This is a genomic window from Mesorhizobium sp. INR15 (assembly GCF_015500075.1).
Classification (GTDB): domain Bacteria; phylum Pseudomonadota; class Alphaproteobacteria; order Rhizobiales; family Rhizobiaceae; genus Mesorhizobium.
In genome coordinates this window covers 2,467,679-2,482,517 of sequence record NZ_CP045496.1, presented here as the reverse complement: position 1 = coordinate 2,482,517, position 14,839 = coordinate 2,467,679, and the positions used below count along the sequence as shown (strand labels likewise).

The following is a 14,839-nucleotide window of genomic DNA, read 5'->3' as shown; positions in this document are numbered from 1 at the left end:
TCTGGATCACCCCTCATCCGACCTCGCTTCGCGAGGCCACCTTCTCCCACAGGGGGAGAAGGGAAGCGCGTGCCCATTTTGCTGCCCGTTTGACTCCGTCCGGTAGTCTGCTTCCCTGACCCGCCGCCTCGCCCTACCAGTTGAACTGCAAGCCGGCATTGCCGCCGACCGCACTCTCGGCAAAGGCGATGCCCAGCGTCCCGGTAAGCTTGCGGCCAAAGCCCTCGCTCAGAAGCGCGGCGCCGGTAATCCCGACGGCATCCGAGCCGCCCGCGTTGCCCCAGTTGATGCGAACGCCGAAGTGCTCGCCCTCGACAAGGTCGGGGCTCGCCAGGGCGGCGGCGATCGAGGCATTCTCAAACGTCCGCGTGATGCGGGCGTCGGTGTCGTCAACATGTTGCGCAGGGGCGGTTTTCCCGGTGACGATACCGTCCGCCGTTTGGCGATTTGTTTGGCCTGTGTCGGCATTGATGCAGGTGTCGGTGCCAGGACTGTAATAATATTGCGCGCCATAGGCATCGCAGATTTTTATATATTCGACAGGCGCGGCCAGAGCAGGTGCCGACATGCCTGTTCCGACGGCCAGTAGCGTCGGCAAAAGCCCGCCCCCGCCATCAGAAACGCAAACGCTGTAATACGGTTGATGCCCCGCATTGCCCTCTCCAGATCAAACATGATTGAAACCTGGCGCGAGAAGCACATGTCTGGCCTCGCTCTGTCAACGACGAAACCGGATCGGCATCTGACTTTAATTGGGACGAGTTTTACCGCCTTGGCCATGCCCCTGTACTTGCCAGTCTTCGGCGGAAACTGTACGGCCTGCCCATCCTCACGCTTCCGCACCGAAGCAAAATCTCCTGCCAGCCGAACGACCATGAAATCCAGAGATATCGCCGCCTACGTCTTCCTGGCCATCACCTGGGGCCTGTCCTTCCTGGTCCTGCTCAAGGTTGTGCATGCCTTCGGCTGGATCGGCGCGGTGACCTTGCGTTCCCTGGTCGCCGGCATCACACTTATCCTGCTGGCGGTGGTGACGCGGCGCCGGCTCGACTTCAGCGCCGGCTGGCGGCCATTCGCCGTTGTCGGCGCAACCACGGTCGCGGCACAGCTGATCGGCCTGTCCTACGCCACGCCGCGCATCGGCACGGCGATGGCGGCCATTCTCGTTGCCGCCATTCCGCTGTTCTCGATGATCATCGGCCAGCTGTGGGGGCTTGAGCGCATCACTCTTCGCGGGCTGGCCGGGCTGCTGCTCGGCACCGCCGGGATCCTGCTTCTGGTCGGCTTTCCGTCAGTGCCCGTAACACCAGCCTTCGTATTTGGCTGCGCCGCGTCGCTGTTCAGTTCGTTCTCGGCCGCCTTCGGCAGCAACTATGCCAACCGTCATCTGCGCTCAGCCGGCTCACTGGAACTCACCAGCGCCGCCTTCCTGTTCGGCGGGCTGATGACACTGCCGCTGCTTTTCGCGGTCCCGGTGCCTGCCATGCCCGGCGCCATAGATTTCCTCTACCTCGCCTTGCTCGCCTGCGTGATGAGCGCTTTGACTTATGTCGTCTATTTCCGGCTGGTGGCCAGCATCGGCGCGACCAGGACGATCAGTGTCGAGTTTGCCGTCACCGTGGTCGCCGTGCTGGTCGGCACGATGCTGCTTGGCGAGACGCTGTCGGCCATCCAGATCGTCGGCGCGGTGGCGATCATCGGCGGCTGCGTGCTGGTGCTGGACCCGTTTCCACGCCGGGCGAAAGCAGTGCCGCTGGCGTGAGGCGGGGGGCGATTAACGCCCCAACACCTTGGCGGCCCGCTCGCTCAACTGGTCACAGAAGGCGGGTGTCGGCCGGCTTCAGGTCGAAACGGTCATTGCGGCCGTCGACATAGTTGATGGGCGCTCCCGCCAGCTCATCGGGATCGACGCCGTCGAGCAGCGTCACCTGGATCGCGTGGAAAGCGCCACCCATGGCTTCGGCCTCGCCCCACGCCGGCGTGCGTATGCCGCAGTTTCGGCAGAAGTGGAATTTGAAATTCGGCCCGGCGTGCCCCGGCGGGGTCCATTGGTATAGCGTCTGGGCCTCGGCGCCGGCAATCAGCCGAAAGCGGTCAGGCCTGGCGACCACCAGCCACGAACGCGCCTTGGTGCAGCTGGAGCAATTGCATTTGAAGGTTCCCTGGCTGAGATCGACATCGGCTTCGAAGCGAACCGTGCCGCAGTGACAGCTACCCGAATAGGTCTTTAGAGCCACGAACTGATCCTTTCCCGTTCCCATCGGCGCGGGCTGCGCCGATGTTTGCGTGGCCATTACGGCTGCCGGGTTGAACAGGATACGTGGGTGATGGATTCTTTTAGTGGACGGTCACCGAGGCGGCGGCATTCAGAACCCACGCACTCTTCACATAGTCGGTGATGCTGACGATGCGGCTGTCGGCGATGCCGAGACGTATCACTGAGAATGGCGCCAGCCCGTTCGGTCCCTCGAGCAAGATGATGACCATCGTCTCGCCATCCACTTCGCCAAGCGCCATGCGCCAGGGGATGCTCCGCCGCTCGTACTCGACGAAATACGGCGAGTCGGCAAGGCGGCCTGCGAAGCAGTCGGCAACGCGCAGGCGAGCGTCGGCACTGGTCAGCTCGCGCACGCCATCCCAATCGCGCTGGTTGAACAGAAGGACATAGCGGCGCAGCAGATCCTGCACCTCCGCATTCACGGCAGGCCAAGCCTTGGCCGTATCCGGCAGCGCTTCCAGCTTGCCACGGCCCCGACTGAGAGCCGCCTTGACGCCGCCGACCGTGGAATCGACCAACGGGGCGATCTCTTCCAGCGAATAGTCGAAGACATCCTTCAGGAGCACGCAGGCACGCTCCTTGGGCGGTAGGTTCATCACCAGCCGCTCGACGGCGCGATCAAGCGCCGGCCCTATGGCGTGGACAGGCTGCACAGTGCCGGGCTCCGCAGCTGCTGCTTCCGCCTCCCGCCAGACCTTGCGGCGGCGCAGGAAGTCGATGCATCTGTTGTGGGCGATCCGGAACAGCCACGGGCCAAGCGCACGGCTGTCGTCGAAATGCTCCAGCTTGCGATAGGCTTCGAACACCGCTTCCTGCATCACGTCCTCGCCGTCCAGCACCGAGCCGGTCATGCGGGCGCAATAGCGGTGAAGTTTTGGACGCAGATGCGCGATGGTTTCCAGAAAGGCGACGTGCCGTGGTTCGAAGAGACCGATCGCTTCGAAGTCGGGGCTCATATTAGACGTGATGTCACCCTCCTCCGCAGTCGCCGGGTTTCAAAATGTTATATGACAGCGGCGGCACGGAATTCAAAATGTCGTGCAAACCACGCTCCCCTTGCCATCGCCCCCGCCTTTGGTGTAATCGCCTCGCCACATCAAACGTCTCGAAAGGAGGGCTCACGTGTTTACGTTTTTTCGTCACCATCGTCAGCGTGGCCCGATTTCTGCCCTGCGAGCTAGCTTGCAGGGCTGACCAGGGACGGTCCGGGTTTTTCCCGCTTCGATTTTTTGGTCTGCCCTTCGTGGTGTGCAACGCCGAGCCTGATGCCGGCACGCGCACCGACAAAGTGCATTGAACCGGAGTACGCCTCCGGACAGACCAGAGAAATCAACATGGCCCTGATCAGCCTCAAATCCCTCGGCGTCACCATGAGTGCGCCGCTCTTCGCCAACCTCGACCTCACCATTGGCACCGGCGACCGGCTCGGCATTGTCGCCGCCAATGGGCGCGGTAAATCCACTTTGCTCAAATGCCTGACCGGCGAGTTCGAACCGACGGCCGGCGACATCACCCGCACACGCGGCCTGCGCGTCGGCTATGTCGAGCAGTCCGTTCCCCCAGCCCTTTTCAGCCGCACATTCTATCAGGCGGTGGCCGATGCCTTGCCGCCGGAGCAGGCCGACAGCGAGCTTTGGCGGGTCGATATCGTTCTCGATTCCCTCGACGTGCCGGAGCCGATGCGCGAACGGCAGATGCAGGCGCTGAGCGGCGGCTGGCAAAGGCTGGCGCTGATCGCGCGCGTCTGGGTCACCGACCCGGATGTGCTGCTGCTCGACGAGCCGACCAATCATCTCGACCTCGCCAGAATCAGCCAGCTGGAAGCCTGGCTGAACACCTTGCCGCGCGAAGTGCCTGTCATCATCGCCAGCCACGACCGCGCCTTCCTCGACGCCGTCACCAACCGGACGCTGTTCCTGCGCCCGGAACAGTCGCCAGTGTTTGCCTTGCCCTATTCACGGGCCAGGGATGCGCTGGATGAGGTCGATGCCTCGACCGAACGCAAGTTCCAGCGCGACATGAAGGTGGCGCAGCAATTGCGCCGGCAGGCGGCCAAGCTCAACAACATCGGTATCAATTCGGGCAGCGACCTGCTGACCGTCAAGACCAAGCAGTTGAACCAGCGCGCGGAGAAGCTGGAGGAAGCGGCGAACCCGGCGCACCGCGAGAAATCGGCCGGTGCGATCAAGCTCGCCAATCGCGGCACCCATGCCAAGGTGCTGATCACGCTGGAGGACGCGGCGGTGGAAACGCCTGACGGCACGCTGCTGTTCAGGACCGGCAAGCGCCACATCTGCCAGGGCGATCGCATCGTGCTGCTCGGCCGCAACGGCGTCGGCAAGTCGCGATTCGTCACCTTGATCCGCAACGCCATCGCCGACCCTGAGATGGTGCAGAATGTGAAGGTGACGCCATCGACTGTGCTTGGCTATAGCGACCAGGCGCTCTCGGGCATCAGCGGTGACGATACGCCGCTGGCCATGGTCTCACGCCGTTACGATGTCGGCGAACAGCGTGCGCGTTCGCTGCTCGCCGGTGCCGGCGTCAGCATCGACATGCAGGAGCGCAAGATCGGCGTGCTGTCGGGTGGACAGAAAGCAAGGCTGATGATGCTGGCGCTGCGGCTCGCCAATCCCAACTTCTACCTGCTCGACGAGCCGACCAACCACCTCGACATCGACGGCCAGGAAGCGCTGGAAGAGGAGTTGCTGAAGCATCAGGCAAGCTGCGTGCTCGCCTCGCATGACCGCTCCTTCATCCGCGCCATCGGCAACCGCTTCTGGCTGATCGAGAAACGGCGGCTGACCGAAGTCGACAGTCCGGAAGACTTCTTCCGTTCGGTAGCGGAAGCCGGTGGCTGAGGCTTTGATGACGGCCGGGCCTCGCGGGTCCGGCCCGTCACGCTTTCCCGTTTATCGGAAAAGGCGCATCCTGCCACGCCTCAACCCAGGGAGGGGAACCGGTCATGCGTGGCGCCGACATCGTCATGGATCTCTACAAAGCCTACGCGAATCGCGACATCGAGGGTGCGCTCGCGCACTGCGCCGACAATGTCGTCTTTCGCTGGATCGCCGATGAGGCGCATTCGCACCATGCCGGCGTCGCCAGAGGCAAGCAGGAGTTTCTAGCCCGGCTGATGGCGCTTGACGGCCAGTTCGAGTACCGGCGTTTCGTGCCAGGCGAAATCATCGATGGCGGCGACAAGGTCGCGGCACAGGTCGAACTCCATCTGACCCGCCGTACCACCGGCAAGGAATTCGTCATGCGCGCCGCCAATTTCTGGACCATTCGCGACGGCAAGATCGTCGAGATGGTGGAGTATTACGACACCGCCCTGGCGGCCTCGGTGATTTGAACACTCCTATAACGTGGAAAAAATTCGGCGGTCTGTCGGGTCGAGACCCCGCGCCACGTCCTTGGGATGCCGGCACGCTGATGCCGGCGTCATCAAGGAGAATGACAATGCTGATCCTGTCATCCATCGGCCGCATCGCGACCCGGTATTCCGCCTCCCGCGCCCGCTACCTCAGCGAACGCGCCCTGCTCTCCCTGCCGCTCGATTTGCGCAAGGACATCGGCTGGCCTGAAATCCTCGATGCGCGGCAGAACCCGCGTATCCGCAAATCTTCCTGACTGGCGCGCCACGAGACGGCCGCGGGTCAATCATGCGTATCGCCCGAAAGTGGCGTCGCCTGCATCGACGCGCGCATCTCGAAAGCCTCGAACCAGCGCGCCAGCCTCGTTCGCGAGCGAAAAGGCGGAAGCTGGCGGAACGCCATCCAGGACAGCGTGGTGGCGAGTGCTATGTGGCCGACATGCAGCGGCTCGGTGTCATCCAGTGTGCCCTCGATCCAGTCGTAGCTGGCCTCGATTTTTTCCCTGAAACCGTCGGCAAGAGCGCCATAGCGCAGCTTCTCAGGCCGCCTTTCCGTCTCCCAGCGCAAGGCAATGCCCGCCTGCGCCAGGCCTTGGGCGACCGACTGCAACCGCAACGCTTGCCAGCGCGTCTCACCGTCTTGCGGCACCAGCTTGCGGCCCTCATGCAGCGTGTCGAGATAGGCGCAGATGACATCGGAATCGAAGATCGCTGAAGCGTCGGGGCGCAGCAGCACCGGCACTTTGCCGAGTGGATTTTCGGCATAGACCTGCGCGTTGCGCGAGGTCGGGCTGGTCTCGTGATGAATGACTTCAAGCCGGTCGGCAATGCCAACCTCGTGCGCGAAGACGAGCGCCTTGCGCGCGAAGGGCGAGTGGGTCTGGTAGTAGAGGATCATTGTCGTCTCGTGGTTTGAGGAGACAGAGTGTGGTCACCTTTTTCTAGCCCGCGCGCAGCGAGAATTGCGCTCTGATTGGGCGCCGCCGACGCAAGTTCATTTCGCGCGTCTCTTCGTCCCGAAGGTGCCTGTCTGGTCCGTCTGCCCGCGAGGAAAAATCTTCTCGGCCATGTAGGATCGCCGATGCCTCGTTCGTCCTATGGTCGCAAGGCCAAACCAAACGCAAAGAGGAACAAGAGATGACCGACCAGACCCCCGTTCAGCCGGCAGTGAAAGTGCTTGGTGGATTGACCCCCTACCTGCAAGTGGACGGCGCCTTCAAGGCGGCCGACTTCTACGCCAAGGCCTTTGGTGCCGAGCAGGTGTTTTCCTATCCGGCGGATGAAAAAGGCCGCACCATGCACGTCCATCTCCACATCAACGGCTCGACGCTGATGCTGGGCGACGCCTATCCCGAGCACGGCCATCCGCATCAGGACCCGCAGGGCTACACCATGCAGCTGCATCTCCAGGACGACACGATCGAAACCTGGTGGAAGCGCGCCATAGGCGCCGGCTGCACGGAAGTCGTGCCGCTGCAGGTCATGTTCTGGGGCGACCGCTGGGGCCAGCTGCGCGACCCCTTCGGCGTGACCTGGGCAATGAATGCGCCGGTGAAGGCCTGAACCCTCTTACCTCTCCCCTTGTGGGAGAGGTCGGATTGCCCCGAGTTGCCCTTCGCAACTCGGTTGGCAATCCGGGTGAGGGGTAACTTGGCGCTAGCTGGAGCACCCCTCATCCGACCGAGCTTCGCTCGGCCACCTTCTCCCACAGGGGGAGAAGGGAGATCGCTGTATAAACAGGAGACTGCCATGTCCTATGTCGATGGCTTCGTGCTCGCCGTGCCCACGGCAAATCTCGACGATTACAAGAAACTGGCCAACCTCACCGGCCCCATATGGATGGAACACGGTGCGCTCTCTTATGTCGAATGCATCGGCGACGACGTGCCCTATGGCGAGCTGACCTCGTTTCCACGTGCCGTACAGGCCAAGGACGACGAGATCGTCGTCTTCGCCTGGGTGGTCTATGAATCGAGGCAGAGTCGCGATGCGGTGATGGCCAAGGTGATGGCCGACCCGCGTTTGAAACCCGACTGGGGGACCATGCCGTTCGACGCCAAGCGCATGATCTTCGGCGGCTTCAAGCCTTTCATGGAATTGTAGCAGCCTGACTGTTCAGTCCAGCCTGTCGAGCAGCGGCTTCAGACGGTCGCCATAGCGCTTCCACAGGTCGACCGAGCCCTGATACATCGGCTGGCGCACCTGCGCGGCCGAAGCCGTGCGCACCGGCCGGTCGGTTTCGTGGAACGACAGCGCCGCATCGTCCCAGGGCAAGCCGAGATAGTCGATCAGCGCCCGTGTCTGCCCTTCCTGGTCGGCGACGAAATCCTCGTAGCGCACATCGTGCACCACGCCAGGCAGCACGTTGCGCCAATGCGCCATGATGTCGGTGTAGAGATTATGGAAGTCGGCGAGTTCGCTGAGGTCGTAGCCGTAGCGGTGGCTATCGCCGCGGAAATGCACCTTGTAGATCGACAGGCAAGTCGCCGCCGCATCGCGCGCGCAATGGATGATCTTGGCCTTCGGCAGCATCAGGTGCAGGAAGCCGACGAGCAGGAAATTGCCCGGCATCTTGTCGGTGACATGCTTGAAGCCGGGATAGCGCGCGTGCAGCATGTCGAGATAGGCCTCGCCGGCTTCGGTGAACGCCTTGTCGGGCATGTCGGCGATCCCTGCGGGGAAGCCGCCCTTCATGGTGAGCGGAAACTGCTTGCCCACCGCCGTCTTCAGGATGCTGAGCTCGCCCGCGCCATAGACCTGAGGATGGCTGGCGATGATCTGCTCGACCAGCGTCGTGCCGGAGCGCGGCATGCCCACGACAAAGATCGGCGTGTCGTCCGAGATCGTGCTTGGCCGGTGCTTGTCGAAAAAGCCGGCATCGAAGGTTGCCTTCATCGCCTCGAATTCGGCGCGCGTCCTGCCTGTATCATAGTCGATGCCCTTGCGGCGGATGGCGTTGCCTTCGGCGAAATAATCAAAGGCTCTGTCATAGTTCTTCAGATCGTCATTGGCCTTGCCGAGACCGAAGGACAGCTGCATGCGCGCCAGGCTGCCGGCCGGCGCCTTGGCGTGCTGCGTTTCCATGCCGGCGAGTTCGGCATCGCGCTCCTTCTGGCGCTTCACTTGCGTCAGCATCAGCCAGGCGCGCGCCATGCCGGGATCGACCGCCAATGCCTGCCGGAAAAGATCGGCGGCTTCATCGAGCCTGCCCTTTTCCATCAGCCCGACGCCCAGCCCGTGCAGAAGGTCGGCGTCCTTGGGCCGGATGGTCAGCGCCTCACGGAAGACGGCCAGCGCCGCATCCAGCCGGCCAGCCTCCTGCAACGTTTCGGCAAGCCCGACGCGGGCGCGGACATGGAAAGGATTGCGCCCGACCGTGCCACGATAGATGTCTTCCGCACCCTCGAACTGACCGAGTTGCTTCAACGCAGAGCCAAGATTGTCGCGCGCCGCGAGCTGGTCCGGCCGCAGCCCTACCGCCTTGCGGAAGCAATCGACGGCTCCAGCCACACGGCCAAGGTCGCGCAGGACGGTGCCGAGATTGTTGTGAAAATCCGGATTGTCCGGAGTCAGCCGCACCGACTGCTCGAGCAGATCCATACCCTCGACGCTGCGCCCGGTCTGATGCAGCAGCAATCCGAGGAAATGCGCGGCGGCAGCGTGATTGGCCTTCTGCGCCAGCACCTGCCGGTAGATCGCCTCGGCCTCTTGCCTGCGTCCGGCCTGGTGCAGTTGCAATGCCTGCTGCACGCGCTGGTCGAGGCCGAGCGGCGGCCCCCCAGAACTGGAACCGCCCGCGCCCGCCGCTCTTCTTTGATCTCGGTTGATGGGAAACCTGCCGTATTTGTCCGCTTGCCGGACCTAAGGCATGGGCGATGGAGATTCAAGGGTGGAGTGCGATGCCCCCCTTCCCAGTCGGACCTCACTGGCAGCGACCGGTTCAAATCAGGCGGTTGGTCTCCGCCACGTGTCTGGCCCGCCTCACCGTGCCGTCGGTATCGGCGATCATGCGCCTTGCCGCCTCGTCGCTTCTGATGGTCAGCCGTGCCGATTTGACGATCATCGGCTTGCCGTTCAGCCCAATAGCTATGGCGTGGGTCGCGGCTGGGTTAGCGATCGGTTTGATCGGCACGGTCATGCCTCTTGAAGTTCTGGTGGAAACCATGGCTTTTGTCCTTTCAGGAATAAATAAAATGCAGATGCCGGAGCGAAGTTCCAGCAGGGCTGCAAATAACATGTTTGAAAGCCTCCGAGGCTTACCAGCTTTTTCTAAATAATTATAGCGATCTGTTTTTTTGCCAATTCACGGTCTTTTTGGGAATCTTCTTGAAATAATTACCCCGTCGAGCTATATAACAAATATCGATTTGGGCCAGATTTGGCATCTCGTGGCGTCAGAGGTTCTCGACCCGCCAATCTCATTCCAAACCATCGATACCGGGCGCGCGGCATATTCGCTCCGTGACCGCTTCTCATTCTTCGAAAGACACGCCACATGAGCACTGGAGCCGTGAAGTTCTACAACGGCCAGAAGGGCTTTGGCTTCATTCAGCCTGCCGATGGCGGCAAGGACGTTTTCGTTCATGTCAGCGCGCTCGAACGCGCTGGCTTTCCCGGCCTTGCTGAAGGCCAGAAGCTGCGGTTCGAGCTTGAGCGCGACAACAAGGGCCGCGAGTCGGCCGCCAATCTGCAACTGATCTGATCCGGCCAAATTCGATGAACGCTGACCACGGATGTACTGGCAGCTCTCGAAAGCGGCTGATTTCCCGCGATTGCCGGAAATAGGAAAGCGGGGCTGGTCCCCGCTTTTTTGCTTTTGCGACCGCGTGTTTACTTCAAAGGAAGACGATGTCTCCCCGCACCACTCACTCCATCGCACATTTCAGGGCACCTTTCGTGCTCGGCGGGCTGGCCGGGACATTGCCGGCGGGCGACTATGACATCGACCATGATGAAGAGCTTATCGACGGCCTCTCATGGCTTGCCTGGCGACGCGTCGCCACCTTCATTCATCTGCCGGCAAGGACGGTGACGAGCCCGACCAGCCAGCTCGTCGCTATCGACCACGCCGAACTCGAAACAGCCCTTCGGCAAGACAGGGAGAATGCCGCATGATCCGCTTCCAGCAGAATGCGCGCCCGCGCAACGACACGCCCTCGCATCTCTTCGCGGTTGGCCAGCGCGTCCGCATGAAGAGCCGCGTCGGCCTCGTCCAGAAAACGGCCGAACTGTTCGAGATCACGAGCAGGCTGCCGGTCAAGGACGGCTCGCCGCAATACCGCATCCGCAATGAGATGGAGACCCATGAGCGGGTCACCACCGAAGACAATCTCGAAGCCGCCGACAATCCGGCGGTCTGATGCATATCGCCCAAAACTGCGCAGCGGTTTTGGGACAACGACATGCATGGAGCCGAAGACGTAAAGCACGTCGCATCGACGCGGCTTGCTTTACGTGAGCGTCATTATTTCGCCGACGTCATCAACCAACGAGGATAAAAATGGCCAAGAGTCAGCAACGCAGTAACCGCGAGGCACGCAAGCCCAAGAAGGACAAGGTGGCGGCGAAGCCAGCCTCGCCGTTCGGCTCGGCCGTCAAGCAGGCGGAAACCAGCCTTAAGCCGAAGTCGAAGGGTTAATTCCGAAGCCTCTCTCTTCGGCTCCCTTCGGCGCCGAAGAGAGAGACCTTGGCCACGATCCCGAAAAGTGAGGTTTCGGCAGGATGATGGTCAGGCAAGAAGATCGCGGCAGCGGACCGCGCAATATCCCGCCACGGAGGCGCGCTTGAATTTCGTTATCGAGTTCTATCGCTCGCGCGACGCCGACGAGGCCACGCTCGACAAAGTATCCCTGGAAGCGCCGAATCTGCGCGCCGCCCTGCAAGGTGCGACCGCGCTGTTCCACACCCTGGCCATGCCTCAAATCCCCGACCGCCTGCGCATTTCCGACGAAGACGGTGGCGAGCTATATGCCGGCCCGGCCGATGGTGCGTATCCCGCAGGGGTGTGAAGCGCCCCCTCCCGCCGCAGGAAAAGGGGCCATCAACATCTCAGCAGGGTCCGTCGTCAACCACGCGATAGTCCGCGGCGCGGGCTTCGCAAGCGTTGGGGAAGGTTCGCAACTGGCCGTCGCGGCGGGCGCAAACCGGTGCGTATTCGCGGGTGCAGAAGGTCTGCTCGCCGCCACCACCACCGCCACCGCCATCGCGGCATGGGCCATCGCGTACGATCCGGTATCCGGCCCGGTCAGCCTCGCAGGAATTGGCAAAGGTCTGGCGGTCGCCGCCACGGCGGGCACAGACCGGTTCATACTGCTTGGTACAGAATTGCGGCTCCGGCCTTGGCGGACGCGGGCGCTGCCCCGGACCGTCATCGACCACCACGGTACAGGCGGCAAGAATTGCCGACAGGAACAGGATGGCAAAACCCTGGCGTGAGAAAATCGCCGCAAGAAATTTCATGATCATATTTTCCTCGACCCCCGTCCGGATGCGCGTCGCGCAAGAGTGCGCGGCGATTTGGAACAACGAGATCCAAAAAGCAAAGCTTAAATCCGCCGGCTCTCACGCGATCCTCGCCATTCCACTGCCAAATGCAACCCCGGCGCCTCGCGCTTCGCCGGAAGGCGCCAACGATAAACGACATGCTCGTCAGCCACGACAACAGGGCGCGCCCTCGCTGGCCTACTCGTGGCCTCGCTCTGGGCCGATGACCCCGCCGGCGACCGGGGCTATCTCCGGCCCGTCGCCGCTCAGATCGGTCGATTCATGCGTCGGATGCGCCCATTGGGCCACCCGCGGCGCTATCTTGCAACCTTCACGTTTCCATGCGATAAATTTTGTGTTCGGGCATTTACGACCCGGAGAGCGGAACGTTTTGGACGACCTTTCCCCGATACTGTGAATCTCTGACGGCCCCGTTTTCGGCGGGGGGTTCGACCATGCGCCAATGCATGACTGCCGAAGAAACCACCGGGACTTGCCCTCGACGCCAGGTGGCGGGCAGGACCATCAAAGACTGAACGGGTGAAGGAGTTCCCCAATGCAGACCGGCACCGTTAAATTCTTCAACGCTACCAAAGGCTTCGGTTTCATCACGCCCGACGGCGGCGCCAAGGATGTGTTTGTCCACATCTCCGCGATCGAGGCTTCGGGCCTGCGCACGCTCGTCGACGGCCAGAAGGTCACCTTCGACGTCGAGCCGGATCGCATGGGCAAGGGCCCGAAGGCGGTCAACCTCCGCGCAGCCTGAGCGATCGGCGCGCCGCACGTCCCTGTCGACGTGTAAAGGAGCCTCCGGGTCTAAGCCTTGGAGACGGGTTTTAATTTCGAAAGGCGCGGCGATTTTCGTCGCGCCTTTTTCATATTGCGGGCGTAGCCTGATGCCTGTCGCTTAGAAGTGGCCCGGTTTTGAGGCAAAGACAGGCATGGACGCAAAAACCCAAAGCGTCGCATGAATCCGTTTCCACGCGGCATGGTTTAGGCCCCGCAAAACTTTCTCTTGCCGATAGCGCTAAAATAAAGGACAAATTTCCCATCGGGCATTTGCCGGCCCGAGACTGGACTTTATGGGATAAAGGAGCTTCCCATGCCGCAGACCGGCACCGTGAAATTCTTCAACCATGCCAAGGGCTTCGGCTTCATCACGCCCGATGATGGCGCGAAGGATGTTTTCGTCCACATTTCAGCCGTGCAGGCGTCGGGTCTTCCCGGTCTCGAGGATGGACAGAAAGTGTCATTCGACACCGAGCCGGACAAGCGTGGCAAGGGCCCCAAGGCCGTCAACCTGTCAGTCGGCTAAGCCGCTTTCCGACAGACGACGGCTTCGACGGGACGGTTCCGCTCCTTTGGGAGCGTGCGATTTTCTAATGCCTGTTTTTGAATTGTACCGTTGAATTCCGTTCAGCCCCCGTTCAGCCACGGTCGCATATTAGTCTTTGGTAAAGCCGGACCGCATCCCCCGAAACTATACGGGCCGGCACGAAGGAGACCGACATGAACCGAATTTTCAAGACCGCCATTCTGTCCGCCGCGGTTGTCGCCACCACGCTGGCGACCTTGCCTGCGGCAAACGCCGGTGACTGGCGCCGCCACCATGGCCGAGGCAATGGTGATGCCATCGCGGCCGGGGTGCTTGGCCTCGCGGCCGGTGCCCTGATCGTTGGCGCGCTCAACAACAACAACCGCCAGCCCAGCTACAACGACTATGATGGTTACGACGGCTACGACGACGGCTATTACCGAGAAGTGCGGCCGCGGCCGGCCCCGATCCGTCGCTACTACGCCGAACCGCGCGTCGTCTACAACCAGGGTTACGCTGAGCCGTGGACCCGCGGCTGGTACGAATACTGCTCGGACCGCTACCGGACCTTCAACGCCCGCACCGGCACGTTCACCGGCAATGACGGCGACCAGCATTTCTGCACCGCGAACTAACCAAGAGGTTCCCTGCCTCAAACAAAAAGGCGCTGGCCGCGAGGCCAGCGCCTTTTTGGTGTTCGCGTCTCAAAGAGTCAGGTCAAGAACGGATTCGTCCGCCGTTCTTCCCCGAAACGGCCGCCCGGCCCGTGACCGCAAATGAAGCCTATGTCGTCGCCGAGCGGCAGGAGCTTGTTCTTGATCGAGGCGATCAGCGCCGCATGATCTCCACCCGGCAGGTCGGTGCGCCCTATGGAACCACGAAACAGCACGTCGCCGACATGGGCGAACTTGGCCGCGCGATTGTAGTAGACGACATGGCCGGGCGCATGGCCTGGGCAATGCAACACCTCGAATACATGCTGGCCAAAAGACACCGTCTCGCCTTCGCTGAGAAACCGGTCGGGAACACAGTTGCGCACGGTGTCGGTGATGCCGAAGCGCTTCGCCTGGTTTTCGAGATTGGCGAGCAGCGGCTTGTCGTCCTCATGCGGACCGATGATCTCGACCCCGAGTGCGTCTTTCAAATCCATGGCGCCGCCGGCGTGATCGATATGACCATGCGTGATCCAGATCGCACCGGCAGTAATCGCGTTTTCCTTCAGCGCCGCCAGCACCTTGTCGATATCGCCGCCCGGATCGACAACGACGCCCTGCTTGTCGTCCATGTCGAACAGGATGGTGCAGTTCTGCTGGAACGGTGTGACCGGCACGATGCCGGCATTGAGCTGACCCATGATCGTCCTTTCGCTGCCTCAGCCTCGATGTAG

At 62.1% G+C, this 14,839-nt stretch carries 22 protein-coding genes; 14 read left to right on the top strand and 8 right to left on the bottom strand.

Annotated features, from left to right (window positions below):
- Nucleotides 1-133: 133 nt before the first annotated feature.
- Nucleotides 134-568 (bottom strand): porin, encoded by a 435-nt coding sequence (locus GA829_RS12110; protein ID WP_195178728.1) that lies wholly within the window; start codon nt 566-568, stop codon nt 134-136.
- Between the two features lie 306 nt (nt 569-874).
- Between GA829_RS12110 and GA829_RS12105 the strand changes: the two genes are divergently transcribed.
- Nucleotides 875-1,762 (top strand): DMT family transporter, encoded by an 888-nt coding sequence (locus GA829_RS12105; RefSeq protein ID WP_195178727.1) that lies wholly within the window; start codon nt 875-877, stop codon nt 1,760-1,762.
- A 52-nt stretch (nt 1,763-1,814) separates the two neighbouring features.
- On the opposite strand, the gene GA829_RS12100 is transcribed toward GA829_RS12105, so the two are convergent.
- Nucleotides 1,815-2,294, bottom strand: a complete 480-nt coding sequence (locus GA829_RS12100; RefSeq protein WP_258052256.1) for a GFA family protein — start codon at nt 2,292-2,294, stop codon at nt 1,815-1,817.
- A 43-nt stretch (nt 2,295-2,337) separates the two neighbouring features.
- A complete protein-coding gene (locus GA829_RS12095; RefSeq protein ID WP_195178726.1) occupies nt 2,338-3,234 on the bottom strand; it encodes an RNA polymerase sigma factor in 897 nt (298 codons plus the stop codon).
- 378 nt (nt 3,235-3,612) lie between these two features.
- Between GA829_RS12095 and GA829_RS12090 the strand changes: the two genes are divergently transcribed.
- The 3 genes from GA829_RS12090 to GA829_RS12080 all read left to right on the top strand — a co-directional run bounded on the left by GA829_RS12090 (nt 3,613) and on the right by GA829_RS12080 (nt 5,911).
- On the top strand, nt 3,613-5,139 hold the full coding sequence (locus tag GA829_RS12090) for an ABC-F family ATP-binding cassette domain-containing protein (RefSeq protein WP_195178725.1): 1,527 nt from the start codon (nt 3,613-3,615) through the stop codon (nt 5,137-5,139).
- 104 nt (nt 5,140-5,243) lie between these two features.
- Nucleotides 5,244-5,633, top strand: a complete 390-nt coding sequence (locus GA829_RS12085; protein WP_195178724.1) for a nuclear transport factor 2 family protein — start codon at nt 5,244-5,246, stop codon at nt 5,631-5,633.
- A gap of 107 nt (nt 5,634-5,740) precedes the next feature.
- Entirely contained in the window at nt 5,741-5,911 is a 171-nt protein-coding gene (locus tag GA829_RS12080; RefSeq protein WP_195178723.1) for a hypothetical protein, read from the top strand.
- A gap of 26 nt (nt 5,912-5,937) precedes the next feature.
- On the opposite strand, the gene GA829_RS12075 is transcribed toward GA829_RS12080, so the two are convergent.
- A complete protein-coding gene (locus GA829_RS12075) occupies nt 5,938-6,552 on the bottom strand; it encodes a glutathione S-transferase family protein (RefSeq protein WP_195178722.1) in 615 nt (204 codons plus the stop codon).
- A 239-nt stretch (nt 6,553-6,791) separates the two neighbouring features.
- Between GA829_RS12075 and GA829_RS12070 the strand changes: the two genes are divergently transcribed.
- On the top strand, nt 6,792-7,217 hold the full coding sequence (locus GA829_RS12070) for a VOC family protein (protein ID WP_195178721.1): 426 nt from the start codon (nt 6,792-6,794) through the stop codon (nt 7,215-7,217).
- 186 nt (nt 7,218-7,403) lie between these two features.
- A complete protein-coding gene (locus GA829_RS12065; protein ID WP_195178720.1) occupies nt 7,404-7,757 on the top strand; it encodes a DUF1428 domain-containing protein in 354 nt (117 codons plus the stop codon).
- A 12-nt stretch (nt 7,758-7,769) separates the two neighbouring features.
- On the opposite strand, the gene GA829_RS12060 is transcribed toward GA829_RS12065, so the two are convergent.
- Nucleotides 7,770-9,404, bottom strand: a complete 1,635-nt coding sequence (locus GA829_RS12060; protein WP_195178719.1) for a tetratricopeptide repeat-containing sulfotransferase family protein — start codon at nt 9,402-9,404, stop codon at nt 7,770-7,772.
- 190 nt (nt 9,405-9,594) lie between these two features.
- On the bottom strand, nt 9,595-9,891 hold the full coding sequence (locus GA829_RS12055) for a hypothetical protein (protein ID WP_258052255.1): 297 nt from the start codon (nt 9,889-9,891) through the stop codon (nt 9,595-9,597).
- A 258-nt stretch (nt 9,892-10,149) separates the two neighbouring features.
- Here GA829_RS12055 and GA829_RS12050 point away from each other — a divergent pair, with 258 nt between their 5' ends.
- The 5 genes from GA829_RS12050 to GA829_RS12030 all read left to right on the top strand — a co-directional run bounded on the left by GA829_RS12050 (nt 10,150) and on the right by GA829_RS12030 (nt 11,662).
- Nucleotides 10,150-10,356 carry a cold-shock protein gene (locus tag GA829_RS12050; protein ID WP_195178718.1) on the top strand — a complete coding sequence of 69 codons (207 nt, stop codon included), beginning with the start codon at nt 10,150-10,152 and terminating at the stop codon, nt 10,354-10,356.
- A gap of 146 nt (nt 10,357-10,502) precedes the next feature.
- The gene (locus tag GA829_RS12045) at nt 10,503-10,769 is read left to right on the top strand and encodes a hypothetical protein (protein WP_195178717.1); all 267 of its coding nucleotides are present in this window, start codon (nt 10,503-10,505) and stop codon (nt 10,767-10,769) included.
- Nucleotides 10,766-11,014: a hypothetical protein gene (locus GA829_RS12040; protein ID WP_195178716.1), complete on the top strand. Its 249-nt coding sequence runs from the start codon at nt 10,766-10,768 to the stop codon at nt 11,012-11,014. The genes GA829_RS12045 and GA829_RS12040 overlap by 4 nt, the downstream gene beginning before the upstream one ends.
- Before the next feature lie 140 nt (nt 11,015-11,154).
- The gene (locus GA829_RS12035) at nt 11,155-11,292 is read left to right on the top strand and encodes a hypothetical protein (RefSeq protein WP_195178715.1); all 138 of its coding nucleotides are present in this window, start codon (nt 11,155-11,157) and stop codon (nt 11,290-11,292) included.
- Nucleotides 11,293-11,437: 145 nt separating this feature from the next.
- A complete protein-coding gene (locus GA829_RS12030; protein WP_195178714.1) occupies nt 11,438-11,662 on the top strand; it encodes a hypothetical protein in 225 nt (74 codons plus the stop codon).
- A 40-nt stretch (nt 11,663-11,702) separates the two neighbouring features.
- On the opposite strand, the gene GA829_RS12025 is transcribed toward GA829_RS12030, so the two are convergent.
- On the bottom strand, nt 11,703-12,113 hold the full coding sequence (locus GA829_RS12025) for a Kazal-type serine protease inhibitor family protein (RefSeq protein WP_195178713.1): 411 nt from the start codon (nt 12,111-12,113) through the stop codon (nt 11,703-11,705).
- A gap of 580 nt (nt 12,114-12,693) precedes the next feature.
- On the opposite strand from GA829_RS12025, the gene GA829_RS12020 reads away from it, so the two are divergent.
- The 3 genes from GA829_RS12020 (at nt 12,694) to GA829_RS12010 (ending at nt 14,087) form a co-directional block, all read left to right on the top strand.
- Entirely contained in the window at nt 12,694-12,903 is a 210-nt protein-coding gene (locus GA829_RS12020; RefSeq protein WP_195178712.1) for a cold-shock protein, read from the top strand.
- A 336-nt stretch (nt 12,904-13,239) separates the two neighbouring features.
- Nucleotides 13,240-13,452, top strand: a complete 213-nt coding sequence (locus tag GA829_RS12015) for a cold-shock protein (RefSeq protein WP_013530020.1) — start codon at nt 13,240-13,242, stop codon at nt 13,450-13,452.
- 194 nt (nt 13,453-13,646) lie between these two features.
- Entirely contained in the window at nt 13,647-14,087 is a 441-nt protein-coding gene (locus GA829_RS12010) for a BA14K family protein (RefSeq protein WP_195178711.1), read from the top strand.
- Nucleotides 14,088-14,164: 77 nt separating this feature from the next.
- Here GA829_RS12010 and GA829_RS12005 read toward each other — a convergent pair whose 3' ends face one another.
- Nucleotides 14,165-14,806: an MBL fold metallo-hydrolase gene (locus GA829_RS12005; RefSeq protein WP_195178710.1), complete on the bottom strand. Its 642-nt coding sequence runs from the start codon at nt 14,804-14,806 to the stop codon at nt 14,165-14,167.
- Nucleotides 14,807-14,839 lie beyond the last annotated feature (33 nt).

Excerpts from the sequence above, each read along its gene's own strand:
- GA829_RS12110 (WP_195178728.1), bottom strand. The coding sequence starts at position 568 with ATGTCGGCACCTGCTCTGGCCGCGCCTGTCGAATATATAAAAATCTGC.
- GA829_RS12105 (WP_195178727.1), top strand. The coding sequence starts at position 875 with ATGAAATCCAGAGATATCGCCGCCTACGTCTTCCTGGCCATCACCTGG.
- GA829_RS12100 (WP_258052256.1), bottom strand. The coding sequence starts at position 2,294 with ATGGCCACGCAAACATCGGCGCAGCCCGCGCCGATGGGAACGGGAAAG.
- GA829_RS12095 (WP_195178726.1), bottom strand. The coding sequence starts at position 3,234 with ATGAGCCCCGACTTCGAAGCGATCGGTCTCTTCGAACCACGGCACGTC.
- GA829_RS12090 (WP_195178725.1), top strand. The coding sequence starts at position 3,613 with ATGGCCCTGATCAGCCTCAAATCCCTCGGCGTCACCATGAGTGCGCCG.
- GA829_RS12085 (WP_195178724.1), top strand. The coding sequence starts at position 5,244 with ATGCGTGGCGCCGACATCGTCATGGATCTCTACAAAGCCTACGCGAAT.
- GA829_RS12080 (WP_195178723.1), top strand. The coding sequence starts at position 5,741 with ATGCTGATCCTGTCATCCATCGGCCGCATCGCGACCCGGTATTCCGCC.
- GA829_RS12075 (WP_195178722.1), bottom strand. The coding sequence starts at position 6,552 with ATGATCCTCTACTACCAGACCCACTCGCCCTTCGCGCGCAAGGCGCTC.
- GA829_RS12070 (WP_195178721.1), top strand. The coding sequence starts at position 6,792 with ATGACCGACCAGACCCCCGTTCAGCCGGCAGTGAAAGTGCTTGGTGGA.
- GA829_RS12065 (WP_195178720.1), top strand. The coding sequence starts at position 7,404 with ATGTCCTATGTCGATGGCTTCGTGCTCGCCGTGCCCACGGCAAATCTC.
- GA829_RS12055 (WP_258052255.1), bottom strand. The coding sequence starts at position 9,891 with ATGTTATTTGCAGCCCTGCTGGAACTTCGCTCCGGCATCTGCATTTTA.
- GA829_RS12050 (WP_195178718.1), top strand. The coding sequence starts at position 10,150 with ATGAGCACTGGAGCCGTGAAGTTCTACAACGGCCAGAAGGGCTTTGGC.
- GA829_RS12045 (WP_195178717.1), top strand. The coding sequence starts at position 10,503 with ATGTCTCCCCGCACCACTCACTCCATCGCACATTTCAGGGCACCTTTC.
- GA829_RS12040 (WP_195178716.1), top strand. The coding sequence starts at position 10,766 with ATGATCCGCTTCCAGCAGAATGCGCGCCCGCGCAACGACACGCCCTCG.
- GA829_RS12035 (WP_195178715.1), top strand. The coding sequence starts at position 11,155 with ATGGCCAAGAGTCAGCAACGCAGTAACCGCGAGGCACGCAAGCCCAAG.
- GA829_RS12025 (WP_195178713.1), bottom strand. The coding sequence starts at position 12,113 with ATGAAATTTCTTGCGGCGATTTTCTCACGCCAGGGTTTTGCCATCCTG.
- GA829_RS12020 (WP_195178712.1), top strand. The coding sequence starts at position 12,694 with ATGCAGACCGGCACCGTTAAATTCTTCAACGCTACCAAAGGCTTCGGT.
- GA829_RS12015 (WP_013530020.1), top strand. The coding sequence starts at position 13,240 with ATGCCGCAGACCGGCACCGTGAAATTCTTCAACCATGCCAAGGGCTTC.
- GA829_RS12010 (WP_195178711.1), top strand. The coding sequence starts at position 13,647 with ATGAACCGAATTTTCAAGACCGCCATTCTGTCCGCCGCGGTTGTCGCC.
- GA829_RS12005 (WP_195178710.1), bottom strand. The coding sequence starts at position 14,806 with ATGGGTCAGCTCAATGCCGGCATCGTGCCGGTCACACCGTTCCAGCAG.